Source organism: Salinivibrio sp. VYel1 (genome assembly GCF_009377945.1).
GTDB classification, from domain to species: domain Bacteria; phylum Pseudomonadota; class Gammaproteobacteria; order Enterobacterales; family Vibrionaceae; genus Salinivibrio; species Salinivibrio siamensis.
Window position 1 is genome coordinate 74111 of the sequence record NZ_RSAM01000003.1, and the last position, 26413, is coordinate 100523.

At 52.2% G+C, this 26413-nt stretch carries 28 protein-coding genes and 1 other RNA gene; 11 read left to right on the forward strand and 18 right to left on the reverse strand.

Annotated features, from left to right (window positions below; all coding sequences use genetic code 11):
- Positions 1–121: 121 nt before the first annotated feature.
- A complete protein-coding gene (barA, locus tag EHW58_RS04230) occupies positions 122–2878 on the forward strand; it encodes a two-component sensor histidine kinase BarA (RefSeq protein WP_152794950.1) in 2757 nt (918 codons plus the stop codon).
- 47 nt (positions 2879–2925) lie between these two features.
- On the opposite strand, the gene acpS is transcribed toward barA, so the two are convergent.
- The 11 genes from acpS to rpoE form a co-directional block, all read right to left on the reverse strand.
- Positions 2926–3306, reverse strand: coding sequence for a holo-ACP synthase (acpS, locus tag EHW58_RS04235; protein ID WP_046074090.1), 381 nt, complete (start codon positions 3304–3306; stop codon positions 2926–2928).
- On the reverse strand, positions 3307–4038 hold the full coding sequence (pdxJ, locus tag EHW58_RS04240; RefSeq protein WP_077638533.1) for a pyridoxine 5'-phosphate synthase: 732 nt from the start codon (positions 4036–4038) through the stop codon (positions 3307–3309).
- A 2-nt stretch (positions 4039–4040) separates the two neighbouring features.
- A complete protein-coding gene (gene recO, locus EHW58_RS04245; protein ID WP_046074088.1) occupies positions 4041–4736 on the reverse strand; it encodes a DNA repair protein RecO in 696 nt (231 codons plus the stop codon).
- A gap of 43 nt (positions 4737–4779) precedes the next feature.
- Complete coding sequence (gene era, locus EHW58_RS04250) at positions 4780–5685, reverse strand: GTPase Era (protein ID WP_046074087.1); 906 nt, start codon at positions 5683–5685, stop codon at positions 4780–4782.
- On the reverse strand, positions 5685–6356 hold the full coding sequence (gene rnc, locus EHW58_RS04255) for a ribonuclease III (RefSeq protein ID WP_046074214.1): 672 nt from the start codon (positions 6354–6356) through the stop codon (positions 5685–5687). Before rnc ends, era begins: the two co-directional genes overlap by 1 nt.
- 12 nt (positions 6357–6368) lie before the next feature.
- Positions 6369–7265 carry a signal peptidase I gene (gene lepB, locus EHW58_RS04260; RefSeq protein WP_046074086.1) on the reverse strand — a complete coding sequence of 299 codons (897 nt, stop codon included), beginning with the start codon at positions 7263–7265 and terminating at the stop codon, positions 6369–6371.
- A gap of 14 nt (positions 7266–7279) precedes the next feature.
- Positions 7280–9076, reverse strand: a complete 1797-nt coding sequence (lepA, locus tag EHW58_RS04265) for a translation elongation factor 4 (protein WP_046074085.1) — start codon at positions 9074–9076, stop codon at positions 7280–7282.
- A gap of 78 nt (positions 9077–9154) precedes the next feature.
- On the reverse strand, positions 9155–9652 hold the full coding sequence (locus EHW58_RS04270; protein WP_077606142.1) for a SoxR reducing system RseC family protein: 498 nt from the start codon (positions 9650–9652) through the stop codon (positions 9155–9157).
- On the reverse strand, positions 9649–10632 hold the full coding sequence (rseB, locus tag EHW58_RS04275) for a sigma-E factor regulatory protein RseB (protein ID WP_046074083.1): 984 nt from the start codon (positions 10630–10632) through the stop codon (positions 9649–9651). The genes EHW58_RS04270 and rseB overlap by 4 nt, the downstream gene beginning before the upstream one ends.
- Entirely contained in the window at positions 10629–11261 is a 633-nt protein-coding gene (locus tag EHW58_RS04280; protein ID WP_046074082.1) for an RseA family anti-sigma factor, read from the reverse strand. The genes rseB and EHW58_RS04280 overlap by 4 nt, the downstream gene beginning before the upstream one ends.
- Before the next feature lie 32 nt (positions 11262–11293).
- Entirely contained in the window at positions 11294–11875 is a 582-nt protein-coding gene (gene rpoE, locus EHW58_RS04285) for an RNA polymerase sigma factor RpoE (protein WP_046074081.1), read from the reverse strand.
- Positions 11876–12207: 332 nt separating this feature from the next.
- Here rpoE and nadB point away from each other — a divergent pair, with 332 nt between their 5' ends.
- Positions 12208–13824 carry an L-aspartate oxidase gene (gene nadB / locus EHW58_RS04290; protein WP_152794952.1) on the forward strand — a complete coding sequence of 539 codons (1617 nt, stop codon included), beginning with the start codon at positions 12208–12210 and terminating at the stop codon, positions 13822–13824.
- A gap of 81 nt (positions 13825–13905) precedes the next feature.
- Here nadB and EHW58_RS04295 read toward each other — a convergent pair whose 3' ends face one another.
- The 3 genes from EHW58_RS04295 to EHW58_RS04305 all read right to left on the reverse strand — a co-directional run bounded on the left by EHW58_RS04295 (position 13906) and on the right by EHW58_RS04305 (position 16488).
- Positions 13906–15738, reverse strand: a complete 1833-nt coding sequence (locus EHW58_RS04295; RefSeq protein WP_152794954.1) for a methyl-accepting chemotaxis protein — start codon at positions 15736–15738, stop codon at positions 13906–13908.
- A gap of 125 nt (positions 15739–15863) precedes the next feature.
- Positions 15864–16172 (reverse strand): hypothetical protein, encoded by a 309-nt coding sequence (locus tag EHW58_RS04300; protein ID WP_152794956.1) that lies wholly within the window; start codon positions 16170–16172, stop codon positions 15864–15866.
- 52 nt (positions 16173–16224) lie between these two features.
- Complete coding sequence (locus EHW58_RS04305) at positions 16225–16488, reverse strand: succinate dehydrogenase assembly factor 2 (protein ID WP_046074077.1); 264 nt, start codon at positions 16486–16488, stop codon at positions 16225–16227.
- A 216-nt stretch (positions 16489–16704) separates the two neighbouring features.
- On the opposite strand from EHW58_RS04305, the gene ygfZ reads away from it, so the two are divergent.
- From ygfZ to EHW58_RS04330, 5 genes are all read left to right on the forward strand, one after another.
- Complete coding sequence (gene ygfZ, locus EHW58_RS04310) at positions 16705–17682, forward strand: tRNA-modifying protein YgfZ (RefSeq protein ID WP_152794958.1); 978 nt, start codon at positions 16705–16707, stop codon at positions 17680–17682.
- A gap of 3 nt (positions 17683–17685) precedes the next feature.
- A complete protein-coding gene (locus EHW58_RS04315; RefSeq protein ID WP_046074075.1) occupies positions 17686–18189 on the forward strand; it encodes an aminoacyl-tRNA deacylase in 504 nt (167 codons plus the stop codon).
- An 8-nt stretch (positions 18190–18197) separates the two neighbouring features.
- The gene (locus EHW58_RS04320) at positions 18198–19169 is read left to right on the forward strand and encodes a LysR family transcriptional regulator (RefSeq protein ID WP_152794960.1); all 972 of its coding nucleotides are present in this window, start codon (positions 18198–18200) and stop codon (positions 19167–19169) included.
- Positions 19169–19705, forward strand: coding sequence for a GNAT family N-acetyltransferase (locus EHW58_RS04325; protein WP_152794961.1), 537 nt, complete (start codon positions 19169–19171; stop codon positions 19703–19705). The genes EHW58_RS04320 and EHW58_RS04325 overlap by 1 nt, the downstream gene beginning before the upstream one ends.
- A 118-nt stretch (positions 19706–19823) precedes the next feature.
- Positions 19824–20069 (forward strand): DUF1107 domain-containing protein, encoded by a 246-nt coding sequence (locus EHW58_RS04330; RefSeq protein ID WP_152794963.1) that lies wholly within the window; start codon positions 19824–19826, stop codon positions 20067–20069.
- A gap of 99 nt (positions 20070–20168) precedes the next feature.
- Here the strand turns inward: EHW58_RS04330 and gcvH are convergent, their stop codons facing one another.
- The 4 genes from gcvH to EHW58_RS04350 all read right to left on the reverse strand — a co-directional run bounded on the left by gcvH (position 20169) and on the right by EHW58_RS04350 (position 23773).
- Positions 20169–20558 (reverse strand): glycine cleavage system protein GcvH, encoded by a 390-nt coding sequence (gene gcvH / locus EHW58_RS04335; RefSeq protein ID WP_321166657.1) that lies wholly within the window; start codon positions 20556–20558, stop codon positions 20169–20171.
- A 162-nt stretch (positions 20559–20720) separates the two neighbouring features.
- Positions 20721–21953, reverse strand: a complete 1233-nt coding sequence (locus EHW58_RS04340; RefSeq protein WP_152794965.1) for an FAD-dependent 2-octaprenylphenol hydroxylase — start codon at positions 21951–21953, stop codon at positions 20721–20723.
- Positions 21950–23140 (reverse strand): 2-octaprenyl-6-methoxyphenyl hydroxylase, encoded by a 1191-nt coding sequence (gene ubiH, locus EHW58_RS04345; RefSeq protein ID WP_152794967.1) that lies wholly within the window; start codon positions 23138–23140, stop codon positions 21950–21952. The genes EHW58_RS04340 and ubiH overlap by 4 nt, the downstream gene beginning before the upstream one ends.
- 57 nt (positions 23141–23197) lie before the next feature.
- A complete protein-coding gene (locus EHW58_RS04350) occupies positions 23198–23773 on the reverse strand; it encodes a UPF0149 family protein (protein WP_370517827.1) in 576 nt (191 codons plus the stop codon).
- A 458-nt stretch (positions 23774–24231) separates the two neighbouring features.
- Here EHW58_RS04350 and zapA point away from each other — a divergent pair, with 458 nt between their 5' ends.
- The 4 genes from zapA to rpiA all read left to right on the forward strand — a co-directional run bounded on the left by zapA (position 24232) and on the right by rpiA (position 26072).
- Positions 24232–24537, forward strand: a complete 306-nt coding sequence (zapA, locus tag EHW58_RS04355; RefSeq protein WP_152794972.1) for a cell division protein ZapA — start codon at positions 24232–24234, stop codon at positions 24535–24537.
- Between the two features lie 3 nt (positions 24538–24540).
- Positions 24541–24723: non-coding RNA, 6S RNA (ssrS, locus tag EHW58_RS04360), on the forward strand.
- Between the two features lie 33 nt (positions 24724–24756).
- On the forward strand, positions 24757–25356 hold the full coding sequence (locus EHW58_RS04365; protein ID WP_152794974.1) for a 5-formyltetrahydrofolate cyclo-ligase: 600 nt from the start codon (positions 24757–24759) through the stop codon (positions 25354–25356).
- A gap of 56 nt (positions 25357–25412) precedes the next feature.
- Positions 25413–26072 (forward strand): ribose-5-phosphate isomerase RpiA, encoded by a 660-nt coding sequence (rpiA, locus tag EHW58_RS04370; protein ID WP_046074066.1) that lies wholly within the window; start codon positions 25413–25415, stop codon positions 26070–26072.
- Positions 26073–26413: the final 341 nt, after the last annotated feature.

The following is a 26413-nucleotide window of genomic DNA, read 5'->3' on the forward strand; positions in this document are numbered from 1 at the left end:
TCGCCAAGCCAGTCAAGAGATCCTGCCAGTGGGAGTTGTGATAGTTCGCTGACTATTTTGTGATTGAATCATGTACACTGACGGCTAAATGTCGTGATTATTTTCCCATAGTTTATCTAGCATGACCAAATATGGCCTCCGCACCCGTGTCTCTGTTCTGACCATTGCCCCAACGTTGATTGTCGGCCTATTACTGAGCGCGTTTTTTACCAGCACCCGCTACCAAGATCTTGAACAGCAACTGACGGTCACCGGCTCTGCGATCATCGAGCCACTGGCGATTGCCAGCGAAGTCGGATTGAAAAATGATAGCCGTGAAAACGTACGCCGGCTAATTGGCTTTGCGCACCGCCAGCACTCACAGTTTGTGCGCAGTATTGCCGTGTTCGACCGACGTAACGAGCTATTTGTCACCTCGAACTATCACCGCGATCTTGCCATGCTCTCGGTTAACAGTGGCCAACCTATCCCCACACAACTGCAGATAAGCCAACAGCAGGATACCTTGATTCTGCGCGCCCCTATTTTGGAGATTGGTCGGTTTACCCCTGGCCTCAATGTTGAGCGACCGCTGGGCTATATTGCCATGGAGCTAGATTTGAGCTCGGTGCGGTTAAAGCAATACCAGGAGATGATCACCGCACTGGTGATGGTTGCTTTGGGCGGAATATTGTCATGCTTCTTTGCCTATCGCTTAATTGCGGATGTCACCCATCCGATTGGTAACATGGTGACCTTAGTCGATAGAATTCGGCGCGGCCATCTTGATGTCAGGATTGAGGGTGAGTTACTCGGTGAGCTCGACACCTTGAAAAACGGTATCAATGCGATGGCTATTTCGTTGTCGGAATACCATTTAGAAATGCAGCAAAGTATTGATCAGGCGACCTGTGATCTGCGCGAAACCCTCGAGCAATTGGAAATTCAGAATGTTGAACTCGATATCGCCAAGAAAAATGCGCAAGAAGCGGCGCGGGTTAAATCTGAGTTCTTGGCCAACATGTCGCACGAGCTACGTACCCCACTTAACGGGGTGATTGGCTTTACGCGTCAAATGCTCAAAACCGAGCTCAGCAGCAGCCAGCGTGACTATTTGCTCACCATTGAAAAGTCGGCTAATAACCTGCTCACCATCATTAATGACATCCTCGACTTCTCTAAGTTAGAAGCAGGCAAACTGCTGTTGGAAAACATCCCGTTTGATGTTCAAGACATGCTCGATGAAGTGATGCGACTGCTTGCGCCGATGGCGCACGAGAAAGGACTAGAGCTCACCTTGCGGACCGATGCGCGTATTCCTGCAGGGGCCGTGGGCGATCCACTCCGTATCCAACAAGTGCTGATAAACCTGATTGGGAATGCCGCCAAGTTTACTGAGCGCGGGAATATTGATGTCAGTGTCGATCTCAAGCAGCTTCACGATGAAACCGTTGAGCTACAGTTAATGGTTAAAGATACTGGCATTGGCATTTCCGAACGCCAGCAAGCACAGCTTTTCCAAGCCTTTAGGCAGGCGGACGCCAGCATTTCGCGTCGCTATGGTGGTACTGGCCTTGGCCTAGTGATCACACAGAAACTGGTCCAACAAATGGGCGGTGACATTGGTTTTACCAGTCGCCTTCACCAAGGCTCAAGTTTCTGGTTTACCCTGCAGCTCACGCAGACCGATTTGCCAGTTTCACAACCGCTCGACATTGAACCTTTGGTGGGTCGCGACATCGTGATCGTTGAGCCGAATGCGCGCACTCGCGAGATTTTGCGTAAGCGGCTGACGCAAGTGGGGCTGAATGTCGACACTGCATCTGGCACCAATGTGCTGACGGACCGTCACTATCACTTTGCCTTGCTCTGTTTCGACGCGGGAAGCATGCCGAGTCTTGATGCCATGCAACAAGCGGTGCAGGTCTGCGAGCAGCAAGCGCAATCAGTGGTAGTGTGTTTGCCAACCACTGAGCTAGAAGCGTCTGAGCATCTATTAAAAGCCGGGGTCAGCGCCTGTATTGCCAAGCCTATCCCTCAACGTAAACTGCTGGAGGCATTAATCGGGTCCCCTGAGGCGACGCCTTTACCCTTGCCTAAGCCAAGTGCATCACAAAAAGCGCCTTATACGGTAATGACCGTCGATGATAATCCAGCCAACTTAAAGCTGATCACTGCCTTGCTGGCCGAACGGGTCGAGAAGGTGATCACCGCAGAAGATGGGGTGAAAGCGGTCGCGCTTGCCCACCAACAAGCGTTTGATATTATTTTGATGGACATCCAAATGCCAGAGATGGACGGTGTCACCGCTAGCCAAGAAATTCGCAAAGCGGGATTCAATCAGCAAACACCGATTATTGCGGTGACCGCCCACGCGATGCCCGGTGAACGTGAGCGTCTCCTTGAAGCGGGGATGGACGATTACCTGACCAAGCCAATTGAAGAAGCCATGTTAGAGAGTACCCTCGCACGCTGGCTGCATCTTGATGAGGCGGCCTCTCAAGCGCAAAGTATCCCATCGCCAAGCCCGTCAGCCAACCAAGATCAAAGTGTGCGACACCTAGATTGGCAGCGCGCGCTCAATCAAGCGGCAGGCAAAACGGATCTGGCGAAAGAGATGCTAACCATGTTATTGGCCTCGTTTGACTCGGTGAAAGAGGCCGTTGAGCAAGCATTGGCCGGAGAGTTAGAGAGTGATCAGTTATGGCACGCTATTCACAAGCTCCATGGGAGTTGCGCGTATAGCGGTGTCCCGCAGCTAAAAAGCTTGTGTCATGAGCTCGAAACCCAACTAAAAGCAGGCGCGGATATGGCTGCTATCGAGCCAGAGCTGTTAGAGCTGCAAGATGAAATTGCGCACATTGAGCAATTGGCACCACAATACTTGGGTACCTCATAAAACATCGAACGCCACACCGCGTGAGGTGCAGCCATACAGCAGTAAGCTTATGCGGTTTCTAGCACCACATACGCGATGGCATACGCTTTTTCATCAGAGAGGGTGAGCCAACACTGTGTAATGCCACGCACCTGCGCCAGTTCCGCGGCTCGGCCCGACAAGCGCAAGGTAGGTTGGCCCGAGGCCTGGTTGGTGATAATAAAGTCGTGGAACGTTACCCCGTTGGCAATGCCGGTTCCAAGCGCCTTGGCGGCGGCTTCTTTGGCGGCAAAGCGCTTGGCGAGGAAACGTCCAGGCGCGTGATGGCGCGCCAGATTGGCTTGCTCAGGCTCGGTTAAGATCCTGGCAGCAAAGCGTGGTTGGCGCGCGAGGGCTTTTTCAACACGCGCAATCTCAACAATGTCAGTACCAATTCCAGCAATGGCCATTTAGCGACGCGCCGCTTCCATGATCGCTTTCATATCCGCGACGGCTTTTTGCAAACCATCAAACATGGCACGGCCAATGATCGCGTGACCAATATTCAGCTCATGCATTTCTGGCATCGCCGCTATCGGCGTGACGTTATGATAGGTTAAGCCGTGGCCCGCATTCACTTTGATACCCAAATCGACCGCATAACTGGCCGCCGCTGAGATTTTCTTCAACTCGGCTTGGCGATCATTGTCATTGGCGGCATCGGCGTAATGCCCGGTGTGCAGTTCAATAAACGGTGCGCCACATTGGTGAGCGGCTTCTATTTGTGTGCGGTCGGCATCGATAAATAAGGAAACCTTAATCCCCGCTTCGCTCAACGTTTGCGTGGCGGCTTTGACTTTATCCAGCTGGCCCGCGACATCGAGGCCCCCTTCGGTCGTCAGCTCTTCACGCTTTTCTGGCACCAAACATACAAACTCAGGCTGCGTCTCCAAGGCTATTTCGACCATTTCATCGGTGACCGCCATTTCCAAATTCATCCGGGTTTGCAAGGTTTCTTTAAGCAAGCGAACATCACGATCAGTGATGTGGCGGCGATCTTCACGCAAATGAACCGTGATCCCAGCCGCGCCTGCACGCTCTGCCAACTCAGCGGCATGAACAGGATCCGGATACGCGGTGCCACGCGCATTGCGCACTGTCGCGATGTGATCGATGTTCACACCTAAGTAGATTTTATCCATGATTATTTCCTTCTAAACAATTCTCTGCTTTTGAGCGGCTTGGGGCCAAGATATGGCTTGAGCGCCATACGAGTAAAACGCTTTGCGGCACGTAACTGAGCGACCGTCTCAAAGTGACGCGTCGCCAACGCACGCAGATCGGCCCCCGTAAATTGTCGGTGTTGGCTTTTCATGATCGATGCCACAAAGCCTTGCTGCTCGCGATACAAGTACGTCATGTTATCGTTAATCGGGTCACCGCTGCCAGCACAATGAAGAAAATCAACCCCATAGCCCAAGGCTTCTAATAACGCGAGTTCAAAACAACGCAGGGCTGGCTCAGGATTATTGTAGCGAGCCAGCTGGGTCAATGCGGTCACATAGTCATGAAATAACGCCGGGTAAGGCGTGTGAGGCTCCAGCACACGCATCACCAGCTCATTGAGGTAAAAACCGGAATACAGGGCATTGCCTGATAGCGGCAGGGCGAGGCCTGTGGCTTCGGCACTGCGTAAAGTGCGCAGTTCACCACGTCCCCCCCATTTGAGCAGCAAAGGGGTAAAAGGCTGCAAGGCACCTCTTATCGCCGAGCGTGGCCGACGCGCCCCTTTGGCAAGCAGAGTCACGCGCCCCTCGTGCTCAGAAAAGATATCCAAAAGCAGACTGGATTCACTGTAAGGGCGCGTATGCAATACAAAGCCGCGTTGAAACCCGTCCACTCACTCTCTCCTCCTGGCATGGGTACCTGAATCAGTGGGTCACTTAGAGATCGTCGATATAACCGAGGCTGCGTAGCGCGCGCTCATCGTCGGCCCAACCTGACTTCACTTTTACCCAAAGCTCAAGGTAAACCTTGCGCTCATACAGCTCTTCCATGTCTAGACGCGCTTCACGGCCAATGCGCTTGATCTTTTCGCCGCCTTTACCAATGACCATTTTCTTTTGGCCATTGCGCTCAACCAAGATCAAACCATTGATATGAAACCCGTCCGTTTCTGGGTTGTAGTCAAAGCGCTCGATTTCGACGGTGACCGAGTAAGGCAGCTCCTCACCGGTAAAGCGCATCAGCTTTTCGCGGATAATTTCAGAGGCCATAAAGCGCTGAGAGCGGTCTGTGACGTATTCTTCAGGGAAGTAAAACTCACTTTCCGGTAACGCGTCGCGTACCTTCTGTTCAACCACATCGATATTGGTGCCGTGTTTCGCGGACACCGGGATCACGTCAACAAACTCCATCTTTTCCGACAAGGTTTGAAGGTGTGGAAAGAGCTCGGTTTTCTCTTTCACATTATCGACTTTATTGACCAACAAGACCGTTGGCAGACCAGAGCGCGCTAACTTGTTGAGCACCATCTCGTCGTCTTTGGTCCAATGGGTGCCATCGACCAAAAATAACACCAGTTCGACATCGGTTAATGAGCTGTTCGCCGCACGGTTCATCAAGCGGTTGATCGCGCGCTTTTCTTCGATGTGCAGCCCTGGGGTGTCCACGTATACCGCTTGATAGTTATCACGGGTATCCACCCCCATGATGCGGTGACGTGTGGTCTGCGGTTTCCGCGAAGTGATCGACAGCTTTTGCCCCACTAAGCGGTTCAGTAATGTTGATTTGCCGACGTTCGGACGGCCTACAATGGCAATAAAGCCACAGCGCTGTGTATCAGTCATTATGTTAACTTCTGTAATGCGAGTTCTGCAGCCGCTTGCTCTGCCTTGCGACGGCTGCTGCCTTTTCCAATCACAGAACTCTCCAGTCCTGATACTTGGCACTCTACCGTAAATTCTTGGTTGTGTGCCTCACCACGCACTTTCATCACCGTGTAAGACGGCAAGGGTTTGCGTTTACCCTGTAGGTGTTCTTGCAGTCGGGTTTTCGGATCTTTTTGACTCGCGCCAGGCTCAATGGTCTCGAGGCGGTGTTGATACCACTGCAGGATAATCTCCTGCACTCGGTTGATATCACTGTCCAAAAAAATCGCGCCAATCAAGGCTTCGACGGCGTCAGCGAGAATCGAGTCACGACGAAACCCGCCACTTTTAAGTTCTCCTGGGCCAAGGCGCATCACTTCGCCCAGAGAAAACTCACGTCCGATCTCCGCCAAGGTGTTACCACGCACCAAGGTAGCACGCATTCGGCTCATGTCGCCTTCGTCCACTTTCGGAAAACGGTGGTAAAGATCCTCGGCAATCACAAAGCTCAAAATCGAGTCGCCTAAAAATTCGAGACGCTCGTTATGGGTGCCATTGGCACTGCGGTGCGTTAACGCCAATTCGAGTAATGCAGCGTTGCTAAATTGGTAGCCGATATCACGCTGCAACTTATCTGTTAGTTTTGTCATCATAGTCCAGAATTAATCAATTCCACCAATACGGTTAAAGCGAATGCCTGTCGGTACCCACGATGGTAGCCAGCTATCATTGGGGCGCTCAAATTCAAAGCTAACCCAAATAGCAACCGCTTTGCCCACGAGATTGCGTTCAGGGACGAAGCCCCAGAAGCGGCTATCCGCGCTGTTATCACGGTTGTCACCCATCATAAAATAGTGCCCGTCTGGCACGACCCAGCGGTTGACGCCCGGACGTGGCTGATACGCGCTCACCCGATCTTGCTTTTTAGGGTGCACCAAAATCTGATGCGACTGCTCCCCTAACTGCTCCTGCGCTTGCACAAGGTTGATGCCCGCTTGAATAAACTGGCTCGGCTGAATATCGTCAATCGGCACCGGCTGACACTGAGATTCGCCCTTGGGCTGAATACATAGGCGCTTATCTTCATACACAACCGTATCGCCCGGCAGCCCGACCGTGCGCTTAATGTAATCGATATTGGGTTGAGGCGGGTATTTAAATACCACGATATCACCGCGCTCTGGTTTACCTGTCTCGACAATTTCAGTGTGGAAGGCAGGATCACGTAAGCCATAGGCAAACTTTTCCACCAAGATAAAATCCCCGACCAATAAGGTCGGCATCATCGATCCGGATGGAATTTGAAACGGCTCATAAATAAATGAGCGCAGCACCAGTACCACCGCGATCACTGGAAAAATAGACGCCATGTTTTCAACCCAACTCGGTTGAGGCGCCACTTTAGCAACTTGTTCGGCATCCAGTTCACGCGCTGACACCTTGAGGGTTTCCCCTGCCGCTTGGCGGCGGCGCGGTGCCCAACGGTATTTATCTAACGCCCAAACAATGCCGGTGACCAAGGTCACCAGCACTAAAATCAAAGAAAACGTATTGGCCATAATGGAATCCGTCGTTATTTATCTTTGCCCACGTGCAAAATGGCCAAAAAGGCTTCTTGCGGCAGCTCGACATTACCGACCTGCTTCATTCGCTTTTTACCTTCTTTTTGCTTTTGCAGAAGCTTTTTCTTACGGCTCACGTCACCGCCGTAACATTTCGCGGTCACGTTTTTACGTAGCTGTTTCACCGTCGAGCGCGCAATAATGTGATTACCAATCGAAGCTTGGATGGCAATATCAAACTGCTGACGAGGAATAAACTCTTTCATTTTTTCCACCAGCTCGCGACCACGCGGCTGTGCATGAGCACGGTGAGTGATAATCGCCAGCGCATCGACGCGTTCACCGTTTAGGAGGATATCCACCCGCACCATGTCAGATACTTCATAGCGCTCGAAGTTATAATCTAACGACGCGTAACCACGTGAGGTCGATTTAATCCGGTCAAAGAAATCGAGAACCACTTCGGCCATCGGAATGTCATAGGTCAGCGCAACTTGGTTGCCGTGATAGACCATATCGACTTGCACACCACGCTTTTCCACACACAGTGAAATGACGTTACCGACAAACTCACTCGGCACCAAAATATTACACCGCGAGATCGGTTCACCAATGGTTTCTATGTCATTGATAGGTGGCAGTTTGGATGGGCTGTCGACGTAAATGACCTCGCCATCATTTTGGGTCACCTCGTACACCACGGTCGGAGCAGTAGTGATCAGATCGAGATTATACTCGCGCTCCAACCGCTCTTGGATGATTTCCATGTGCAGCATGCCAAGGAAACCACAACGGAAACCAAAGCCCAGTGCCGCAGAGCTTTCCGGCTCAAAGAACAAGGAAGCATCGTTAAGGCTCAGCTTATCCAAGGCATCACGAAAACTTTCGTAATCATCCGATGAGATGGGGAACAGACCCGCATAAACTTGCGGCTTCACTTGTTGGAAACCTTCAATCCGCTTTTCACAGCCGTTTTTAGCATGGGTGATGGTATCGCCCACTGGCGCGCCGAGGATATCTTTGATCCCACAGATCACCCAACCAACCTCACCGGTTTGCAGACCATTGAGCTCTTTACGCTTAGGCGTGAAAATACCAATACTGTCCACGTTCCATTCTTGGCCCGTGCTCATGATTTTCACTTTGTCGCCTTTTTTCAGCGACCCTTCACGGATGCGCACCAAAGAGACCACGCCGAGGTATTTATCAAACCAGGAGTCAATAATCAGCGCTTGCGTTGGCGCGTCAGGATCGCCTTCAGGTGGCGGGATCTGGCGTACAATGTCTTCAAGGACATCATCAACACCCATGCCGGTTTTCGCCGAACAGCGAGTGGCGTCAATGGCCTCAATACCGACGATGTCCTCAATTTCTTGCGCGACGCGATCTGGATCAGCAGCCGGCAAGTCAATCTTATTCAGAACAGGAACCACTTCCAGATCCATATCAATGGCGGTGTAGCAGTTGGCGAGCGTCTGTGCTTCAACCCCTTGTCCTGCATCGACCACCAGCAAAGCACCTTCACACGCCTTGAGCGAGCGTGACACCTCATAAGAGAAGTCAACGTGTCCTGGCGTATCGATGAAGTTGAGCTGATACACTTCGCCGTCTTTGGCTTTGTAGTTCAGTGTCACACTTTGTGCTTTGATGGTGATACCGCGTTCACGTTCCAGATCCATTGAATCAAGAACTTGATCTGCCATTTCCCGGTCAGTTAGGCCGCCACATACTTGAATCAGTCGGTCAGAAAGTGTCGACTTACCGTGGTCAATATGGGCGATGATCGAAAAGTTACGAATATGCTTCATGTGTTGGTGTGACTTACTCGTTATCAATAAGAATGGGATCCTAAGATCAAGTGAGCGGGATTCTACCGAAAATAGTGGCTAGTCGCTATCCTGCTGTGTGGTATTTATTACCGCCAAGTCAGAGACGGGCTCCCCCATCACGCGTAACAGTTGAGGCTGTTGCTGCTCTTGGGTACCGATACGCGGTGCAAGATGACGCGCAAGGCCGACGCCAACCGCTCCCAGCCCTAGGCTTAGCGCGATAACGCCACCCTCCCCGCTGCCGGCGAGCGTGGCGAACAAAAATTGCCCGAGCAGTGCCCCCGTTAGCATCATGACTAAAGGAACCATGTAGACCAATAACGCGGAGCGTAATAAGGTCGCCTCACCTAAGCCGATTTCAACTAAGGTGCCGGCCGGCAGGGGTTTTGGGGCACGTACTTTAAGGTGTTTCACCTTACCAGGAAGGGCTTTGGACACAATACCAGTGCCACATTGACTTTGTGACTGGCAGCTACCGCAACTGGTTTGCTGCTGGCAGGCCAATGACAACCAACCATCTTGGTAACCGGTAACTTCTGCCAATGCTTTGATCATGGTTCAACCTTCTGTTCTGACTTGCTCGCAGGCATATCAGTAATACGGACAGACTCCGCCACTCGTTTAGCTGTCTCAGGAGGAATATCGCCGACCACCGTGATTTCTGCATTGCCACTGGTCACGCTATGCAGTGTGCGCCGACCTTGGCGAACAATCTGCTTACGCACCGAGACATCATCGGCTTTGGCAAGATACACAGAAAAGCTGAACAGACCATCACTAAACATCTGACTCTCGACCGCACGTTTAGTCATCATCAAACGGTGACGATTGCTGTATACAGGTTCAAACCCCTCAGGTAACGCGGTGACCTGCCAATCTAAGTCGGAGCGCTGCGTGGTTTGTGGCAAGGTCAGTACCGGTGGCAATGCCAGCTCAGCCAGCTTTTGCATTGAGGTACTGATTTGTGAAGAGACGACCAACGACAACGCACGATATTGCTCAAGCGGATCGCCATCACGGTCGAGCAAATCCGCCCTGACAGGCAGTTTGCTGTTCTCATCTAACCATAATACATACGAATAACGCTCTCCGTCTTTCGGGGTAATCCGAACCACTTGGCAATCCATCCCCGCTTCACGCGCGTGCCCCATAGAGACAAAATCATAATGGTTAGCCAGCACATCGATATCGGCTTGGATAAGCGTTGGCAAAGGCGCAACCATATGATCACTGGCAATGGTGAAAGGGTCGTAGCCTGGTTCAAAATAGCTGATTTCACCGCCTCGACGGATGACTTCTCGCGGCGGGCCACTTAAATACATGAGGTGGCCGTAGGCATCATCCCCAACTTGGGCATGACGAAAGCGAAGGGGTTCGAGACTATTTTTACCTACCAAGATGTAGGACACTTCATAATCTAGGGTGTCGCTTGCGGTATCCATTTGATGTAACAAAGCCTCGGCAGAAGGTTCGGCCGAGGCTTGCGCAGACATCAAACTGACCAGCGCAAGCGCACCGATCAGAATTTTTTTCATTGATTATTACTGCTTGTCGACGGTGCCATTGTCTGATGGTTAGACAGCCTATCCTTATTCAAGCGCAGCTGCAATTCATAGTCTTTGAGCATGGCATTGACGCGGCGACGCTGCTCCATCAACTCGGCCTCAGAAGGTGTGGCACGTAGATCGTCACGGCTTAAGCTGACCGGCTCCGCAGCCCCTGCAAAAGGAATCGTTTCTAGTACTGGCGGTTGGGTTTGCGTGCTGGCCACCGGCGAACTCGCATCAGACTGATTATATTGCTGCACACCCACGATCACGGCCAACGAGACACACGCGGCAACGCTTACCTGTGTCAGCTGCTGCAGCCACCCTGGTAAGTGACGACGCGCCTTTTCAGGACGCGGCTGTGCTTCGTGCATGGGGAGCACGTTATTATCAAGGTGATCGCCTTGATAAGCAGGTTCTGCTTCCAGCGCGGACGCTACAGAATCGGCAATGTTCCATTGCAACGAGCTGGGTGCCTCACCACGCATCACATCGCGAATGGTGCTAAAACTCCCCCAAGCCTGTTGCGCGTTATCATCTCGCTCAATCTCGTGGATGACTGCCGTATCCACCAGTTCGCCATCTAACAACGCTGAAATTTTTTCTCTATCCGTCATTCAAGTCACCGTCATGCAGCCAGTAAAACTCGTTACCGTTTCATCAGTGGCCGGATGCGTTTTTCAACCGCTTCACGCGCTCGGAAAATACGCGACCGCACCGTACCGACTGGACAATCCATTACCTGTGCAATTTCCTCATAGCTGAGCCCATCGAGCTCCCGTAAGGTAATTGCGGTTCTTAAGTCGTCAGGCAGTGTTTCTATGGTCGAAAATACCACCTGTCTCAATTCATCTGACAACATCAAGTTTTCAGGGTTCGATATTTCTTTTAAAGAACCCCCACTTTCGTAATTTTCTGCTTCGTCGGCATCAATATCACTGCCTGGCGGACGTCGTCCTTGTGCCACCAAATGGTTTTTCGCGGTGTTCACAGCAATGCGATACAGCCAAGTATAAAACGCACTCTCGCCACGAAATCCCGGCAATGCGCGATACGCTTTGATAAACGCCTCTTGCGCAATATCTGGAATATCACCACTGTGTGTACCGACATAGCGGGCGATAAGGTTACATACCTTATTCTGATATTTGACGACTAACAGATTGAAAGCTTGCTTGTCACCATTCTGTACACGTTCTATTAGAACCTGGTCGGTTAGCTGCTCGCCCATTCGAGCGTTTACTCCTTGGTTGATCTTTCCGCCCGATTATCGAAATTCTAGGCCCGACGTTGTCAGAGCGCGGTTAAACCCGCTTGCGAGCTTTCGCACACGATTCGATAACCCAGCCGGCGAAAAGTTCCTCACCATGTTGGTTTTATTATGCGTTGAATCACATTACTGTGACGGAATGGTCAAAGAATGTCTCTTTGACTGAGGGCATTGTCGCCCGAACCATACCATGGTTGCAAACTTTCACCCAAGCGAGACGGGATTTGATCTTACCGCGCGCAGCCACGTCAAATTGGTGTAACATTGGGGGCGCAGAAAGAGGATTAGGGATCATGACGACCACAACTCAGGAACATCAATGTGACGTGCTAGTCATCGGCAGTGGTGCCGCAGGCTTGTCACTGGCGCTCCGCTTAGCGCCGACCCACAAGGTGATTGTATTAAGTAAAGGCCCGCTCAGCGAAGGGGCAACGCTTTACGCACAGGGCGGTATTGCCGCGGTGTTTGACGAACAAGATTCGGTAGAATCTCATGTCGAGGATACCCAAATCGCGGGCGCAGGTATCTGCGATACCCAGGTCGTGGACTTTATTGCCCGCAATGCTAAAGATTGTGTGCAGTGGTTAATTGATGGCGGTGTCCCGTTCGATCAAGAAGATAGCGACGACGACACCCCTCGGTATCATTTAACCCGTGAAGGCGGCCATAGCCACCGCCGTATCTTGCATACCGCCGATGCGACCGGAATGGCCGTGCAAAACTCGCTTCAAGACAATGTGCGCCAACACCCTAATATCACCCTGCTTGAACGACACAATGCGCTGGATATTATCACCCGTAAAAAAGTCGGATTAGGTGGTCCAAACCACGTCCTCGGCGCCTACATCTGGAACCGAAACCAAGAAGTGGTTGAGACCGTGCGCACCAACTATGTGGTACTCGCCACCGGAGGGGCCTCGAAAGTTTATCAATACACCTCCAATCCCGATGTGTCATCCGGTGATGGCATCGCCATGGCATGGCGCGCAGGTTGTCGTGTCGCCAACCTAGAATTTAATCAGTTTCATCCAACGTGTCTGTACCATCCAGACGCGCGCAACTTTTTGCTCACTGAAGCACTGCGCGGTGAAGGCGCTCACCTTAAACGCCCAGATGGCTCGCGCTTTATGGCGGAATTCGATTCACGCGGCGAGCTTGCCCCGCGTGATGTGGTTGCCCGTGCGATTGACTACGAAATGAAGCGCCTTGGCGCCGACTGTATGTATCTCGACATCAGCCACAAAGACCCTGAATTTGTGATCAAACACTTTCCCACCATCTACGAAAAGCTCAAGCAATACGGCATCGATCTGACTAAAGAGGCGATCCCTATTGTCCCAGCCGCCCACTATACTTGCGGTGGCGTGATGGTGGATAAAAACGGCACCACAGACTTACCCGGCTTATACGCCATTGGGGAAGTGAGCTACACCGGCTTGCATGGCGCGAACCGTATGGCATCTAACTCGCTACTCGAATGTGTGGTTTATGCATGGTCAGCCGCTGAGCATATTAAAGCACACTCAGGCCATATCGAGCCGCATACTGCGCTCCCCCCTTGGGATGAGAGCCAAGTAATTTGTTCCGACGAAGAAGTGGTGATCCAGCATAACTGGCATGAGTTACGCCTGTTTATGTGGGATTACATGGGCATTGTCCGCTCAACCAAACGGTTGGAGCGTGCGCTACGCCGTATCGAACTGCTCAAGCAAGAAACACATGAGTATTATGCTAATTTCCGGGTCTCAAACAATCTACTGGAGTTGCGTAACCTTTTACAGGTGGCAGAGCTCATGGTTCGTTGTGCCATGCAACGTAAAGAAAGCCGAGGCCTTCACTACACCATTGATTACCCTGAGCCTAACGAGCAATCCGGCCCTACCATATTAACGCCGGATCAGCCCTGTTAGCGGGTTTTGATTGCTCCCTCAGCCCTGAAATGAAGAAGGCCAGCCTCACGAGGCTGGCCTTTTTACTGGATATCATCGCGGTTATTCGCTTTTAAACTCGCTCACCGCACGCTCAAGGTGTGCGGCTTCTTCGGCCACCTTGTGTGCCGCTTCGCGGTTCTGGTTGGCGCGTTCAGTACTGTTTTGCGCAATATCTTGAATATTGTGCACGTTTTGATTGACTTCTTTTGCCACCGAGCTTTGCTGCTCGATCGCCGTGGCAATGTGGGTGCTCATATCCATGATGTTTTGCATATCTTCCATGATCTGCGAGAGCTCTTGCGAAGCCGCTTCCACCTTACCCACGGATGTTTCCCCGTCTTCTCGGCTTTGCTCCATGCGTTCGGACACCGACTGGGTTTGCTCTTGCAACGAGGTGATAATACCAGAAATTTCATCAGTCGATTCGCGAGTACGTGTCGCCAGCTGTCGCACCTCATCAGCGACCACCGCAAAACCACGCCCTTGCTCGCCGGCGCGCGCCGCTTCAATCGCCGCGTTAAGCGCCAGCAAGTTGGTTTGCTCGGAGATATCTTTAATCACGTCCAGCACCGAGCCAATGGTCTCAGACAGCTTACTCAGTTCAAGCACCTCGTTGCTGGTATTACTGAGGGTTTCTGCCAGTGTCATGATCATCGCTTTAGTGTCATCCACCACTTTTTGTCCGTTCTCCGCACGGCTTAAACTGGTGCGCGCATTCTCCGCAGCCTGATCGGTATTACCCGCAATATCGCGAATGGTGCTTTCCATCTCATTCATCGCAGTCGCGGCATGAGTGGTTTCATCTAACTGGGTAGCCATGGCGGCCCCAGTGGCTTCAGTACGGGATTCAACTTGCTCTGCACTTTGATTAAGCGCTTGTATGGCGCGACTCACATCCAAAACCATGGTTTGGATACTGCCGAGCATCTGGTTAACGTCTTTCGCCATGAGGGCAATCTCATCACGACCGTTTTCGTCAGCTCTCAAGGTCAGATCCCGCTGCTGTGTAATGGCGGCCATTTGCTCACTAAATCGGTAAATACGCTGTTGAATGCCACGGTTCATCCACAACGAAATCGCTGTCATCACCAGTGCCAGTATCACCACCACCGATCCGGTCATCATCACGGTCTGTCTTAAGGCTTGCGAAATGGCCTGCTCATACTCTTTACTGAGCACATCGAACATTTCCTCAACTTGGTGGGTTTTCCCCCGGATTTGCCCCAGTAGGCCTTTGTCTGCCGCTAGCCCTAATGTCTTTTTCTGCGCGACAATCTTGTCCACTTGCGCCTGATGCGCTTGAAATAAAGCGAGCAGGTCACCGCGAAGGTAATCTTCAAGCTCTTGCATTTGGCTTTGATATTCATCGATGTAGTCAAGGTTACTGCTTTGCACAAACAGTTTGGCATCTGCGGCTAATAAGCGGGCGCTACTCTCAAGCACAATGTCATTTTTGGTCGCTGCCACCATTTTCTTACTCGCGTTTTGCATCTGTCCTCGGATCCCCTGCTCAGGGGTTAACCCCAATGTTTGGTAACCCTTACCCAGATCGCGAAAGCCGTTGGCATACGCTGTCATTGCTCGCTGCACTTTATCAATGGTCGCAGTCTCTAGCCCCAACGAAGCACTGCGGGCGCGAAAATCACTCAGCAGCTGATCGAACGCGTCGACATTGTTATCAAAACGGGAGAGATATTTGGGGTCCATGCGCGCGAGAAAGTCTTTCTCATTGCGGCGTAGATTGAGCAAGATCACCTCAAGATCAGAGACCGTGGTTAGCTGACTGTGCATTTTTTGTAGCCGCGTTTCCGCTTTCCATGCAACGGCGGCAACCGCAAGTAGCGCCAACACCGACATCAAGGTGAGTGACAAGAGTTTTTGTTTAATATTCATAGCGACCCTACAGCGTTATCTGAGCAGAATGGATTGAACCCGTGTTCCTTGAATATCGGAGATAACGTGAAAAAGTAAAGCCACGCAATCGGTTTGTCACAAATATGTCACATGCTATCCCAGCCTTACTGACAGCAATGCCGATAAATCAGACGAAAATGATAGTCTGGAAGGCCATAACGCCAAATATAAAGGTATTGGGCATCCGCACGCGCGGAGAGCACCAGCAGCCATGGGGTCGCATAAACACAGGTCAGTTTTCGATACTGCCCATTAGGCATGACCGCCCAAGCGTCAGATGAAAAGCGAAAGGGGCCTTCGTTAGCGATGAGGTGCGCATGGAAGCGGAGCAAGTCTCGTACCGCCCAAACGGTTAGCACAGCACGAGCACTCAAAGGAAGGGAAACATGCGACACGGCCAGCCAAGCCACCATCGTTCCTAGCAAAAGCAGACAGACAGTGACATAACGCGGGCAATGTAGGTGACTATGTACGTAACTTACTGCGGTTATAAGCGACAACCTTATCGACAACAGATTTCATCTTCGGGTCGTCAGGTTTACCATGCCCCATCAGCCAGGCAAACAAGTCAGGATCCGCGCTTTCCAAAAATGCGACAAAATCCTGTTTTTCTTTTTCATTAAGCGTGTCGTAGCAGGCTTCAAAATACGGCATAACCAACACATCCAGTTCCAACATGCCGCGACGACATGCCCAACGAACCCGCGCTTTATCCTCGGTATTAACCATTGTTTACCTCTATCGATGATGTCAGTACTCGCATACTATCAATGCCGTTATCGGGCGACTACTTTTGCTGAGCAACAAACCACGAATCTGAGAGCTCTCTAGCGTTAATTCGGTTTATACAGCAATCCCCCGACAAGACAAAGGCTGACAAGCTTTATGCTCCCTATTAGTATACGGGGCAGAGTCTATGTTTTCTCAACAGAGAGCGTGAGTGTTATGAGTGAATGGTATCAAACCGTAGCCTTTGAGCCTGCGGATACACACCCCAGTGATCCACAACCTGAACTGGCGATGGTTGCCCTTGATAACTGGGCAATCACTAAAGTGAGCGGCAATGATACGAAAAGCTACTTACAAGGCCAGCTCACTTGCGATATTGCGAACCTCGCAGAAGATAAATCGACCCTCGCCGCCCATTGCGATCCAAAAGGTAAAGTTTGGTCAGTACTGCGTTTTTTCCATTACCAAGACGGGCTCGCCATGGTGCAACCGGCGTCGATTGAAGCCACCCAGCTTCAAGAAGTAAAAAAGTACGCCATTTTTTCCAAGATTGCGTTTGAAAAGGTCGATGCCGTGTTGCTCGGTGTCATTGGTACACAGGCAGACAAGGTAGTGGCTGATCACTTCGGCCCGCACGGTGACGTTCGCCAAGGGCAACAAGGCACCGCTGTATACATTGAACCACATCGCTGGTTACTGGTGGTTGACGCGGCCAAAGCCACAGAGCTTACCCATCAATACTCAGCCACATTGCTCACCCATGAGTATTGGGATAAGTGGGATATTGACGCGGCATTACCCCGCATCGAGCAAACGACCAGCGGTGAATTTATCCCGCAATCGCTAAATCTTCAGGCGCTGGACGCGATCAGTTTCACCAAAGGCTGTTATACCGGCCAAGAAACCGTGGCACGCGCCAAGTATCGAGGCATGAATAAGCGCGCCATGTACACGCTCAGCGGCCACGCCGAGCACACACCTGTTGCGGGCGACAAAATCGAACGTGCGGTGGGTGATAATTGGCGCGCAGGCGGGACAGTGATCGCTGGTTATCGCGATGCTAACGGCAATGCGAGCGTATTAGCCGTGCTGCCAAACAACTTGGACGACGACACCGCTTTCCGCCTTGCTGAGTCTCCTTCGTACGCATGGCAGCGTGAGCCACTTCCTTATTCACTTGAGGACGATGATTGAGCCGTGTACGCGGATCCTAATTGGCAAACCCCGGTGACTGCCGCGCTCGATAGCGCCCATATTCGCTACCAAATACTGTGGCAGTCACGCGCGACACAATCGATTGAGGAAACCGCGAAACAACGTGGTATTGATCCTTCTCAAATGCTCAAAACCATGGTGTTGCGTGATATGGGAGGGCGCTATGCAGTGGCTTGTGTCCCAGGCGATCAGCAAGTCAGCCCACCCAAAGTGCGCCAACGACTCGGCTGGCGACGGATGACACTTGCCAGTGCCCAACAAGTGCAAAGCACTACCGGCTACGCACGCGGTACTGTCGCGCCACTAGGGCTCTCACCAGATCTGGCCTTGGTCTTTGATGAGCAGATCTGGGACTATGAAACTGTCACTATTAGCAGCGGTGACCCCCATGCCGGATTATGGGTGCGCGTGAAGGATCTTCTCGCGCTTTGCCAGCCGCTGCGTGCCGAGATATGTCGTAATCGGGCAAATCAAATGAAGGAATGACCCAACGGATGGCACAAAAACACTGGCGGAAATACGATCTCAACTTGTTGGTGACCTTTGTCACTTTAATGGAAACACGCAGCGTGACTGGGGCTGCGCAGCGCCTATCTCTGGGTCAGTCAGCCATGAGCCATAGTTTGGCTCGTCTGCGTACCATGCTTGACGATCCCCTTTTTGAGCGGCGTGGACACCAAATGGTACCCACTGCTCGCGCACTGGATATCGCCCCTAAAATTGAGGCGCTACTCGACACCCTCGCCACGGACGTGCTGACCCCGCCCGCTTTTGAGCCTGTCCTGTTTGATGGTCAGATCCGCCTTGGGCTCACCGACTACGCTGAGCTTATCTTCGCCCCTGCACTGTTCGACACCCTCAACCAGCAACTTCCTTTAGCTCAACTTAGCTTGCGCCCGGTTGACCGTCGCCACTGTCTGGACGCGATTAAAAACGATGATGTCGACGCGGTGATCGGCGTGATCCCCGACAACACCGAGATTCTTGATAGTCAGGTATTATACCATGAGCAGCATGTGTGCTTATTTGATCCACACAGCACCGGGCTCGGCACACCCATCACCCTCGCCGATTTTGTCGCTACACCGCATGCACTGGTTAGCACATATGGCCAGCTCTCCAGCCCGATAGATGCGCGTTTGGCAGCACTCGGCTATCATCGACAAGTGGTGATGGGATCGCAGCGGTTTCTCACGGTGAGGCAACTGCTCAAAGGGCGACAGCTGCTTTGTACCGTCCCAGAGCTTATGGCGCGATTAGATACCTTTAACGATGCTAACCATCTGGCATTCAGCCCTCCCCCTATTGATGTTCCAGGGTTTGATATTGGCTTGGCATGGCGACATCAAGCGAGCGGTCACCCCAAAATGCAGTGGCTCATTGACCAGATAACCACCATTGTCGACAAGCGCGTCGCTTCCCTGAAAGCGTTATCTACCCAGCCTCACGCGCAAGAGGAAACCTAATGAACATCGTCTCTCTGTCGATCCTTAACCCTGCTTACGTTGCTCAACGGGTCAGTGAAACGTTCACGCACAGTGAGGGGGCCGACACCGGCGAAGTCATTCATCACTTGATCGATAAGCTGCTCGGTGAAACGCCTCGTGAAGACTGCCATGGCTGGGGGATGCTTGACGGTGAGCAGTTAGTGGGGGCTGTCTTTTTCTCACGATTGACCTACCCACATACGGACAAGATTGCACTGCTCTCTCCGATGGCTATTTACCCTGATTATCAGCGCCAAGGACATGGAAAAGCATTAATCAACGCTGGACTCGAACAGCTACGTACATTGGGTTATCAAGCGGTGGTGACCTATGGCGACCCCGCTTTCTACACTCAGCTTGGGTTTCACCCAGCCGATCATATCGAGGTGGTGCCACCACATACATTAAGCTACCCACACGGTTGGCTGGCCCAGTCGCTTACTGACAGTGACTTGCCGGCATTAGGCTCCAAACCGTGCTGCGTCGATGCCTTCAACCAGGCGGATTTATGGTAAGGATAAAGTGAATGTTTTTTTAGGCATTGTCATCACAGCGACATAAACCCACTTCACAATCGGTGCCGTTTTCACACCCCTACCGGGTGACAACCACCAATATTAGTAAGAAGAGGTTATGCGCGTTTTTAATCGCTATTCCCCCAAGCTTGTCGCCAAACATGTCACACGCTTATTCTCAGGGCGCCTATATATCGCCGGACGCGGTCGGTTTGATTTTAATAATGGTTGGTTAAGCGCCCCCGATCACGCCACTATCTGTCACTACCAAACCGTGAAGGAAGTTAACGGTTTGATTCGAGATGTGTATCAAGAAGGGCTGCGAGAACCAGAACAAGCTGACTCGTTGCGGACCACTTACTGACTTGGCCGCACAATACAAACAGGGGTCCGTTGGATGGGCCCCTGTTTGTTATCGGGAGCAAAAAGACACGGATAGCACAGGTGCTACCCCCTGACCGTTTTAGTCTGCGTCTTGATCGCCTAACGTTTCTTCATAGCTTTGCGCATCAAGCAGGCTATCGATTTCAGACTCATCTGTCGCTTGAATCTGGAACAACCAACCATCACCGTAGGGATCGCTGTTAACCAGTTCAGGGGCACTGTCTAACTCTTCATTGACGGCCACGACCTGACCAGAGATGGGCGCATAGATATCCGACGCCGCCTTTACCGACTCTGCGACCGCACAATCGTCACCCGCATCAAAAGTGTCATCTTCATCAGGCAAATCGATAAACACCATATCCCCCAGCAGCGCCTGGGCGTGGTCAGAAATGCCAATGGTAAATAGGCCTTCCCCTTCAGGGCGAACCCATTCGTGTGTCGCGGTAAATTTTAATTCAGATGGGATATCACTCATAATCTTGTTCCTTGTTACACCCAATGACAACTCACACCGTCAATCGGTACATTCAACATCTCTCACAACCTGATCGCATGCCGACTCGGCAATGGTCTTCGTGCTATTTAGCATATTCTCTGTTTTTCGCCAATTTCAGCCATCACGCAATCATCAAAAAGTGGTCGTGCGCGTCGTAGGCTTTGCCAGATCAGGCAGGTTCCCCTCCAACCCTAACGCCCGCGACATAAATGGCTGCTTGGCGCCAGGCAAATGATTGACGGCGCGCATGCCCACGCCACGGACGAGCTTTTTCATCGGATTATCGCCTGCGAACAAGCTGCGGAACCCTTGCATCGCCGCAATCATCTGCACCGCTTCCGCTTTACGCCAACGCTCATACTGGCGCAAACCGGCATAATGCCCGATGTCTTTCCCTTTATCGGCGAGTGAGGCCAATGTTTGCGCCAAGGCGGCCGCGTCGAGCATCCCTAAATTCACCCCTTGCCCAGCCAAAGGGTGGATGGTGTGCGCCGCATCACCGACTAAAGCCAGGCGCTCCGCCGCAAAGTGTTGAGCATAACGCATGGTAAGCGGGTAGCTGGCGCGCGGCCCTACCACCTCACAAAGGCCAAGTTGCGCATCAAACGCAGCGGTTAGGGCGCGGTTAAAAGACGCTGATTCCATCGCGACATAATCCGTCGCTTGTTCTGGGGGGATAGACCAAACAATCGAGCACAGATGCGAGTCGGAAAGCGGTAAGAATGCAAGCGGCCCGTCCGGCGTAAACACTTGACGCGCAACGCCCCGGTGCGGCTCCACCGTGCGCACCGTCGCCACCACCGCATTATGGCCATAGTCGCGCTGTACCAAGGGGAAATGTGCTTGCTCACGCACCCAAGAGCGCGCCCCATCGGCCCCCACGACCAGTTTCGCCGTCACACCGCCCCCAGATGCGAGCTGTAACCAAGTTTCGCTCTCTCCTTGTAGCATGGATTGGCATTGCTCCGGCATCAACACAGTCACATTGTCCTGCTTTTGTACTTTATCGAGCAAAGCCAACTGAATCACACGGTTTTCAACAATATGGCCGAGGTTTTGCTGGCCAAACGCCTGCGCGTCAAAGTGAATATCGGCAAAACTGTCTTTCTCCCACACCCGCATCTGCTGGTAACTGGCCGCGCGACGTGAGGCGATGCCCGGCCATACATCCAGGGTGCGCAGTATGTTCTCACTCGCTCGGCTCAACGCCGAGACGCGATTCTCTGGTATGTCGTTTAAGGTCGTTTCAGGCGATTTACCTTCTATCACCACCACCCGTAAATCCGTGTCGGCAAGGGAGGCGGCGAGTGTCAGCCCCACCATGCCGCCACCGACAATGGCCAAGTCGGCATTGATCATTTTCATCTCGGTTCTACCCATCCTATGGTGCGTTGCACAAGCGGTTGCTTCATACTCTCTAATGCTGACATCAGCCCTAACCCGGCATTACGTGCCCCCGCCAGAAGCGGACTATCATTGGAAAAGAGGTGAACCAACCCTGATGTCAATGCCACTGTGGCATCTCGGTCTGGTGTTCGTTGTTTGGCGTACGCCATCAATGTTGGCATTGCACCGATATCATCGCCACGCCTTGCCGCCTCCGTCAGCGTGTGCGCTAACGTCATTACATCTCGCAAGCCAAGGTTAAATCCTTGCCCGGCAATAGGGTGTAAGCTTTGTGCCGCATTACCCACCACGGCCACACGATGACTGACCGGACGAACCACTTGGTTAAGCGTCAATGGATACGCATGGCGCTCTCCAACATGCAGCAATTTGCCCAAACGCCAGCCAAACACCTGCTGCAGGCGCTGAAGAAAGGCGTCATCGCTGATTTGCATCAGCGCATCAGCTTGCTCCGCGGTGACACACCACACTAACGAACACCGTCCTTGCGACATGGGTAACAGCGCCACAGGGCCTGTTTGCGTGAAGCGCTCAAAGGCGTGTCCTTGATGAGGAAGTGCGGTCGAGACATTGGCAATCACCGCCACTTGGCCAAAATTGTGTTGCTTGCGTGGCATCTTCAACTGCGCGCAACAAGACGAGCGCCCACCGTCAGCCGCAATAAGTAACGAAGCGGTCAGTGACTCCCCCTGTTTTAATCTCACCGTTACCGCCGCCGGCGTTCGCTCAATCGCCATCACGGCATCTGGGCAAAACACATCGATCGCCTCGCGGTGTTGTAACTTTTGGTGAAGCACCGCACCGGCATCCGCTAACTCGATAACTTGGCCAAGATAAGGCACTCCCTGCGACTGTGCGTCAATATGGGTTTGTCCGGCGTGGCCACGATCAGACACATGAATGTGCTGAATCGGCGTGCCAAAAGGGGCGAGTGAGTCCCACAGCCCCAAGCTCGCAAAGGCTGCACAGCTGCCTTGTGCTAATGCGATACTGCGTGCATCGTAACCCGGGTGTTCGCGGTGATCGGGCACCATTGCCTCGACCACGGCAATACGCAGTGTGCCGCCACTCAATGTGTCTAAGGCCAATGCGGCAGTCGCACCGGCCATTGCGCCGCCTGCGATCACTATGTCATAGGCTTTCATCCCACTTTTACCTCACCCTGAGTCACTTAACGCCTCAATCTGAACGCGTCATTGAGATTAATGCAATGTTTTAGGCGTATCGTCACGGTCCGGACGCGCCCCAAGTTCTGCGTGCACCACCATGCTGCATACGCGTACATGCTCGACAACCTGCTCAAGTAATTCGGCTTGCTCTTGCATGTCGCCATCTTCATCGACACCCAGCTGCGCAACATCTTTGAGATCGCCCAATGCTTCTGTCACATCCTTAGATAAGGTACGCCCTTTGGTTCCGATCAGTCCCACCCCCGCTAAAAACGCGTTAATCCACTCCACCAGCGCTTCGGCACGGGCAACGACACCCGACTGCTCGTCGTCAGGGGCATAAATATCTAAATCAAGATCACTGCCGGTAAGCTGCGCTTTTAGCTGGTGATAGCTTTGCAAGGCAAGCGTCTTAGACTCTGTTGGCCACCCCATCCCTTGGTGGGTGTAATCATAAAGCATGGTTAACCAGCTACCATCTTCCAGCTCTAGTCCACCACTGAGCATGCCTGCGATTAAACCGTGCATCTCTGCAGGCGTCACCGCCAAACTGTCAGCCCTCAGTGTGTCTGCTGTTGTCGCATAAGCGGGTAAACGGGTATCAGTCACAATCTTGCCCCTTGCTGTGCCATCAAAATAAGAAGCACAGTCTAGCATTTCACACCATCAGGCTGAATCACCGCGATAAAAAACGGTATGATGCCCCACCACGCATGACTGATGACGCAAGACAGTGTATAAGTGCAGATGACGCCCTCACGATGACAAGGATCAACCCTGGCCGCGAGAAGCCACTGTCGCAAGCGAGCCGCCTCACATTTGTGTCTAAAAATGTGCGCCCTTGGTCGTGAAAAGGAGCAAACTTCACGACGCCTCTAGCGCTGCGCCCTAAGTACCGCTTTACCGAGACGCGATGTCGCTGTCGTGTTTTGGTCAAATTCCCTGCACCAGTAGCAGAGATGATTTTCGATGTAGTGTATTCACCAGAATAATTGCTAGAATAGCGCCATATTATTGTGTACTGGGCCCTCGACAAATCGGGCCGGATGAGGAGCCAGCGTGGGACTATGAGCACACAACCGGTTGAAATCAAAATTCTAGATCGTCTTGTTCGCGTCAATTGCCCACCTGGGCAAGAGCAAGCGCTTAAAGATGCAGCAAGCGAGTTCGATCAACGGTTGCATCGGCTGGCTGAGCGCACTAAAGTAAGCAATACAGAGCAGCTAATTGCCATTGCCGCTCTCAATGTTTGCCACGAATTAAATGATGCCAAACAGTCGTTAGAGACATTGCAAGATCAGGTCACGCAACGGACCGCCCTGATGACGTCACAACTAGACAAAGCAATGGCAGCGCAAGGAACGCAAGAATAACCCAATTCCCTGGGGTGTTTGTCAGCGGATCTACGTCCCTGAGCCGATAAGCAAAACTAAGGGTGCGTTGTTATAGGCTACTGAGCAAGCTCGGCATGCACCGAGAAGCCTACGGCTTATACTACCCACCCGCCTTGAACCAGCGGGTTCAAGGGCCATCGATCCCAACGGCACCCCGGGGTCCTCTTCTCTACCCTTCGGCTAGCATCAAGGACAGTTATGCAGCCTAGACAACAAATACGACACGCTATTCGCGAAGCACGTCGTCAGCTTTCTCCAGAGCAACAAACGTTCGCCGCAGACGCGGTTGCCAAACGATTTACGGCGCTTGCTGATGTTGAGCAAGCCAAGAACATCGCCCTGTACCTCTCATTTGATGGCGAGCTAGATACAACGCCTGTCATTGAGGCGTGCTGGAAAGCGAACAAAAATGTCTACTTGCCCGTCATTCATCCCTTTAGCCGTGGTCACTTACTGTTTCTTCACTACACCCCGACCACCCCAATGCGGGTTAATGGTTATGGTATTGCCGAGCCGACACTCAATATCAATGCGTTAATCCCAACTGCAAAGCTGGACGTGATTGCGACGCCGCTGGTGGCGTTTGACGCAAAAGGACAACGCCTAGGTATGGGAGGCGGCTATTACGATCGCACGCTCGGCTTATGTGCGCCTGATGCGGTTGCGGTTGGGCTCGCTCATGACTGCCAGCAATGGCCAGCGTTACCTACCGAACAGTGGGATGTGCCTTTGCCACATATTTTGACCCCCAGCCAACATTGGCAGTGGCCGACGCGTATTTCGCGACCTAAACCCTGACGCCATCTATTGGCTTCGCTATAATCACGCCCATTCCCCTAGATTCAGGAGTTATCATGACCCAAGACGAAAAGAAAAAAGCCACGGGCGAAGCCGCGGTGGAATATGTCAAGCCGGGCAGTATTATCGGCGTGGGAACCGGTTCTACCGTTAATTACTTTATTGATGCCCTTGCGCCCATTAAAGAGCACATCAAAGGCGCGGTCTCTAGTTCAGAAGCCTCCACCGAGCGACTAAAAGCGTTGGGCATTGAGGTACTCGATGCCAATGAAGTGGCAAGCTTAGACATCTATGTGGATGGTGCGGATGAAATTAACGCGCGTCATCATATGATTAAAGGCGGTGGTGCTGCCTTGACGCGTGAGAAAATCGTCGCGGCGATCGCAGATAAGTTTGTGTGTATTATCGACGACACCAAACATGTGGATGTACTGGGTGAGTTTCCACTTCCCGTTGAAGTGATCCCCATGGCACGCTCTTATGTCGCGCGTGAATTACTCAAACTAGGGGGCGACCCGTGTTACCGTCAAGGGGTGATCACGGACAATGGCAACGTGATCCTCGACGTACACAATATGAAAATCCAAGATCCCAAAGGATTAGAAGATGCCATCAATGCCATTCCTGGCGTCGTCACCGTTGGACTGTTTGCCAATCGCGGCGCAGATATTGTGTTAACCGGTACCGACACCGGTGTGAAAAAAGTAGCAAACTGAGTGCATAATACCGCAAATCAGAGGCTTATACGCGGTGGTGAGTAACCAGAAAAGCCAAACGTTTGCGTTAAGTGTAATCAATAAGTTAAAAGCACCTTTTTTAAGGTGCTTTTTTTATGGCCTAGAACGGATAATTCTTACCCCTTATGTGAATTTTTGTTATCTTGGTCACTGTTCTGATACCGGCACATCGCATGCCCAGCGGTCTTTTGACGTAAAAGATCAACCTAATGACCAGGTCAATCAACCGCATCTCCTCGTCGCCATCGTGCGCGGGAATAAGGTACGATGCGCCCCGGCACTCAGGCGCAACATTGCTACCATTATTGTTTCTAAGGAAG

Excerpts from the sequence above, each read along its gene's own strand:
- EHW58_RS04295 (WP_152794954.1), bottom strand. The coding sequence starts at position 15,738 with ATGAATATTAAACAAAAACTCTTGTCACTCACCTTGATGTCGGTGTTG.
- acpS (WP_046074090.1), bottom strand. The coding sequence starts at position 3,306 with ATGGCCATTGCTGGAATTGGTACTGACATTGTTGAGATTGCGCGTGTT.
- rpoE (WP_046074081.1), bottom strand. The coding sequence starts at position 11,875 with ATGGGCGAGCAGCTAACCGACCAGGTTCTAATAGAACGTGTACAGAAT.
- barA (WP_152794950.1), top strand. The coding sequence starts at position 122 with ATGACCAAATATGGCCTCCGCACCCGTGTCTCTGTTCTGACCATTGCC.
- rseB (WP_046074083.1), bottom strand. The coding sequence starts at position 10,632 with ATGAAAAAAATTCTGATCGGTGCGCTTGCGCTGGTCAGTTTGATGTCT.
- EHW58_RS04330 (WP_152794963.1), top strand. The coding sequence starts at position 19,824 with ATGCGCGTTTTTAATCGCTATTCCCCCAAGCTTGTCGCCAAACATGTC.
- rpiA (WP_046074066.1), top strand. The coding sequence starts at position 25,413 with ATGACCCAAGACGAAAAGAAAAAAGCCACGGGCGAAGCCGCGGTGGAA.
- lepA (WP_046074085.1), bottom strand. The coding sequence starts at position 9,076 with ATGAAGCATATTCGTAACTTTTCGATCATCGCCCATATTGACCACGGT.
- EHW58_RS04305 (WP_046074077.1), bottom strand. The coding sequence starts at position 16,488 with ATGGTTAATACCGAGGATAAAGCGCGGGTTCGTTGGGCATGTCGTCGC.
- EHW58_RS04270 (WP_077606142.1), bottom strand. The coding sequence starts at position 9,652 with ATGATCAAAGCATTGGCAGAAGTTACCGGTTACCAAGATGGTTGGTTG.
- EHW58_RS04325 (WP_152794961.1), top strand. The coding sequence starts at position 19,169 with ATGAACATCGTCTCTCTGTCGATCCTTAACCCTGCTTACGTTGCTCAA.
- EHW58_RS04365 (WP_152794974.1), top strand. The coding sequence starts at position 24,757 with ATGCAGCCTAGACAACAAATACGACACGCTATTCGCGAAGCACGTCGT.
- zapA (WP_152794972.1), top strand. The coding sequence starts at position 24,232 with ATGAGCACACAACCGGTTGAAATCAAAATTCTAGATCGTCTTGTTCGC.
- EHW58_RS04340 (WP_152794965.1), bottom strand. The coding sequence starts at position 21,953 with ATGAAAATGATCAATGCCGACTTGGCCATTGTCGGTGGCGGCATGGTG.
- EHW58_RS04280 (WP_046074082.1), bottom strand. The coding sequence starts at position 11,261 with ATGACGGATAGAGAAAAAATTTCAGCGTTGTTAGATGGCGAACTGGTG.
- ubiH (WP_152794967.1), bottom strand. The coding sequence starts at position 23,140 with ATGAAAGCCTATGACATAGTGATCGCAGGCGGCGCAATGGCCGGTGCG.
- EHW58_RS04320 (WP_152794960.1), top strand. The coding sequence starts at position 18,198 with ATGGCACAAAAACACTGGCGGAAATACGATCTCAACTTGTTGGTGACC.
- EHW58_RS04300 (WP_152794956.1), bottom strand. The coding sequence starts at position 16,172 with ATGGTGGCTTGGCTGGCCGTGTCGCATGTTTCCCTTCCTTTGAGTGCT.
- era (WP_046074087.1), bottom strand. The coding sequence starts at position 5,685 with ATGACTGATACACAGCGCTGTGGCTTTATTGCCATTGTAGGCCGTCCG.
- ygfZ (WP_152794958.1), top strand. The coding sequence starts at position 16,705 with ATGAGTGAATGGTATCAAACCGTAGCCTTTGAGCCTGCGGATACACAC.
- rnc (WP_046074214.1), bottom strand. The coding sequence starts at position 6,356 with ATGACAAAACTAACAGATAAGTTGCAGCGTGATATCGGCTACCAATTT.
- pdxJ (WP_077638533.1), bottom strand. The coding sequence starts at position 4,038 with ATGGATAAAATCTACTTAGGTGTGAACATCGATCACATCGCGACAGTG.
- lepB (WP_046074086.1), bottom strand. The coding sequence starts at position 7,265 with ATGGCCAATACGTTTTCTTTGATTTTAGTGCTGGTGACCTTGGTCACC.
- nadB (WP_152794952.1), top strand. The coding sequence starts at position 12,208 with ATGACGACCACAACTCAGGAACATCAATGTGACGTGCTAGTCATCGGC.